Source organism: Elstera litoralis (genome assembly GCF_000963705.1).
In the GTDB taxonomy this organism is placed as follows: Bacteria; Pseudomonadota; Alphaproteobacteria; order Elsterales; family Elsteraceae; genus Elstera; species Elstera litoralis.
In genome coordinates this window covers 1-2,943 of record NZ_LAJY01000624.1, presented here as the reverse complement: position 1 = coordinate 2,943, position 2,943 = coordinate 1, and the positions used below count along the sequence as shown (strand labels likewise).

Sequence of the window (2,943 nt, the reverse complement as noted above, 5' to 3'; positions counted from 1 at the left end):
GCGGCGGCTCGCTGCTGGAGGGGTTAATGGGGAGGGGCGGGCGTTCGGCGGTCGAACCGCTCCCGCCGCTGACCCCGCGCACCCCGCCTTTGGATACAAAAGCCGATCATCCTGCCGATGATTTGCGCCGCCTGACCATCGATCTGAACATCACCGGCCTGCCCAGCGGCGTAACGGCCGATGCCCGCAGCCAGTGGGATAAGTTCAACGAGGCCGCCTATTGCGGCGTCACGATTCGCAATACGCGCTCGCTCTGCCGGATTTAATTTCTTCTACTCACCCATGAGGCTTTTGATGCCCGACATTACAACGCGCTGGGACACTTCCCGGTTTCGCGGCGACTGGGCTTTGCTGCCCCCGGCGCTGCTGGCGGAGTGTGATTTATTCACCTCCGTTTTAATCTCCCTCTTCACCCACCGCCGCGCGCTCGATGACGATGTGCTGCCCGATGATCTCACCGGGCCAGGGTTGGCCGAGCCCATTCGGCTGTCGGGCGACCGGCGCGGTTGGTGGGCGGATAGTTTTTTGCCGCAGCCGATTGGCTCGCGGCTCTGGCTGCTGTCGCGCGAGAAGCAGATGCCCTCGGTGACCAGCCGGGCCAAGCTCTATGCCGACGAGGCGCTGGCCTGGCTGGTCGAGGATGGCGTCGCCGAGCGGGTGAAGGTCAACGCCTTCATTCCGCGCGAGGAATGGCTGGCGCTGGAGATCAAGCTCACGCGCCCGAAGAAGGCCAATTTCGCCATTCGCTTCGATTGGGCGTGGCAGGGCATCGAGTTCTGCTTGCCTGCGGAAGGCTCCGGTGCGCCGCCGCCGGGGGCCAAGGTGGCCGTGACCTTCGACAGCACCCGCGTCGATTTCTCGCTGACATCCCTCAATTTCGATCTTACGGGAGGCTGAGAATGCCGAACGCTAATTCTTTGGGCCTCATGCGCCCGGCCATCGATGACCTATTGCGTCAGGCCGAAGCTGAGATTAACGCGCGCTTGCCGGGGGCCGATAGCCGCTTGCGCTGGAATAATCTGTCGGTCATCGCCGCCGTGCTCGCGGGCGGGCTGCACGAGGTCTATGGCTATCTCGACGGCATCGCCGAAGCCGTGCTGCCGGATCGGGCGACGGGCGAAGTGCTGGAACGGCACGCGGCCTGGCGTGGGCTGTTGCGGAAGCCCGCAACCCCGGCAGGCGGCAGCGTGACGGTGACGGGCCTATCGGGTTCGGTGATCCCCGCCGGCGCACGGTTGCTGCGCGGGGATCGGGTGGAATATGCGGTCGAACAAGCCGCGTTAATCGGCTCCGGTGGGACGGGGACGGTTTCGGTGGAAGCGCTCACCCTGGGCGCGGCGGGCAATGCTGGGCCGGGCACCGAGCTTCGCTTTGTCTCGCCGGTCGCAGGCGTCGCGGCGGCGGGAACGGTCGGGGCCTTGGGCCTCGGCGGCGGTGCGAGATCGAGAGCGACGAGTCTTTACGCGCCCGGCTGCGGGCGCGGGTTCAGCGCGCCCCCCACGGCGGCGCGGCCCATGATATATCGCCTGGGCCTTGGAAGTGCCGGGGGTGACGCGCGCCTGGGTGCGGGTGATCCCGCCCTGTCAGGTGCGCGTGCTGTTCACGATGGACGAGAGCTACCCCAACGGCATTCCCTTGCCGCAGGATGTGGCCAATGTCCAAGCCCATCTCGAAAGCCGCCGCCCGGTGACGGCGATGGTGATCGTCAAAGCCCCCAATCCCGTGCCGGTCGATTTTGTGATTCAATCGCTGGTGCCCGAGAGCAATGCGGCGATTCCCGACGTGCGCAGCGCCATTATCGCCGAACTGAAAGATATGATCCTGCGCGATGGCGCGCCCGGCCTGCCGCTGCTGGTCAGCCACGTCCGCGAGGCGATTTCGATTGCGGCGGGCGAGTGGGACCATGTGCCGCTCAGCCCTGCGGCAAATGTGATGATCGGGCCGGAACAACTGCCGGTCTTCGGCAATGTTACTTGGGTTTAAGCCGATGGCGGTTCTCACCCCCTCGGCCTTTTGCCGCTGCCTTATCAAACGCTGGACCGACCCCAGCCCCATCCTCAAACCCGTCTGCGGCCTTGGCCTCGACGATTATCTGCACCTGCTGTTGCAGCTTCTTCCGCGCGGCGAGGTCTGGCCGCGCGACCCCGACAGCGTGCAGGTGAAGCTGATGGAAGCCATCGCGGCGACCTTGGCGCTCCCCAGCACACCCGGCACGATCACGCTGGAAGAGCGCGTCTGCCGCCTGCTCGATGAACTCGACCCGCGCGCGCTGGTCGAACTTTTAAGCCGGTGGGAGCGCTGGCTCGGCCTGCCCGATATCTGCATGCCGAAAGTGACGGGGCTCGATGCGCGCCGTCAGCGCATCGTCGCCACCGAGAATGCCGTGGGCGGCGCAAGCCCGAGCTATTTCATCGATCTCGCTGCCCTCTTAGGCTTCGACGTGCAGATCGAAGAGCCGTTTCCCTTGGGCGCGGGCTGCCTGCGGGCGGGGCATCGCGCCGGGTGCTGCTGCGCCTGGGTGGTGCATATCCGCTGCGTCGAGCTTGAAGACGGCGTGAGCCTCGCGGAGGCGCAAGCCATGCTCGAATGCCTGTTCCAGCGCCTCAAGCCCGCCCATACCTCGGTCTTCTTCCGGTATGGGTCGAGCTTCTGCCAGAACCGCGACCCGGATCGCTGCTTCTAGCTATTCCCCTTTAAAATTAGGAGTTTTCCACATGGATCGCTTACGCGACGCCGACACGACGCTGGTCGTGCCGAACCCTTTCGACATCCCTCCGCCCGGCACGATCAACGATAAGCCGGGCTTTTTTTATCGACTGCGATTTGGAAGCGGGCTTCCTCGGCACGCCGTTTCGCGCCTATTGGGCCAATATGATTACGGAATGTATCCGCAATGCTATTCTGCGGGCGGGGATTACGCCGGAGTATACCGATTGGCACCAA

General features: G+C 64.8%; 5 protein-coding genes and 1 pseudogene. 5 read left to right on the top strand and 1 reads right to left on the bottom strand.

Features of this window, described 5'->3' with window-relative positions:
* Positions 1 to 266: hypothetical protein (locus tag VZ95_RS18380; protein WP_232302746.1), on the top strand; the 266-nt coding region annotated here is incomplete at its 5' end.
* A gap of 28 nt (positions 267 to 294) precedes the next feature.
* Entirely contained in the window at positions 295 to 897 is a 603-nt protein-coding gene (locus tag VZ95_RS23335) for a phage GP46 family protein (protein ID WP_084627914.1), read from the top strand.
* Positions 898 to 947: 50 nt separating this feature from the next.
* On the opposite strand, the gene VZ95_RS24435 is transcribed toward VZ95_RS23335, so the two are convergent.
* Complete coding sequence (locus VZ95_RS24435; protein ID WP_052711929.1) at positions 948 to 1,136, bottom strand: hypothetical protein; 189 nt, start codon at positions 1,134 to 1,136, stop codon at positions 948 to 950.
* Here VZ95_RS24435 and VZ95_RS29465 point away from each other — a divergent pair.
* The 3 genes and pseudogenes from VZ95_RS29465 to VZ95_RS22435 all read left to right on the top strand — a co-directional run.
* Positions 1,095 to 1,379 (top strand): annotated as a pseudogene (locus tag VZ95_RS29465) (baseplate J/gp47 family protein); the annotation flags it as partial. The gene VZ95_RS24435 and the pseudogene VZ95_RS29465 sit on opposite strands and share 42 nt — an antisense overlap.
* Positions 1,380 to 1,521: 142 nt before the next feature.
* Positions 1,522 to 1,983 carry a baseplate J/gp47 family protein gene (locus VZ95_RS28385; protein ID WP_084627913.1) on the top strand — a complete coding sequence of 154 codons (462 nt, stop codon included), beginning with the start codon at positions 1,522 to 1,524 and terminating at the stop codon, positions 1,981 to 1,983.
* A 4-nt stretch (positions 1,984 to 1,987) separates the two neighbouring features.
* Positions 1,988 to 2,683: a putative phage tail protein gene (locus VZ95_RS22435; RefSeq protein WP_052711927.1), complete on the top strand. Its 696-nt coding sequence runs from the start codon at positions 1,988 to 1,990 to the stop codon at positions 2,681 to 2,683.
* The last annotated feature ends 260 nt before the right edge of the window (positions 2,684 to 2,943 follow it).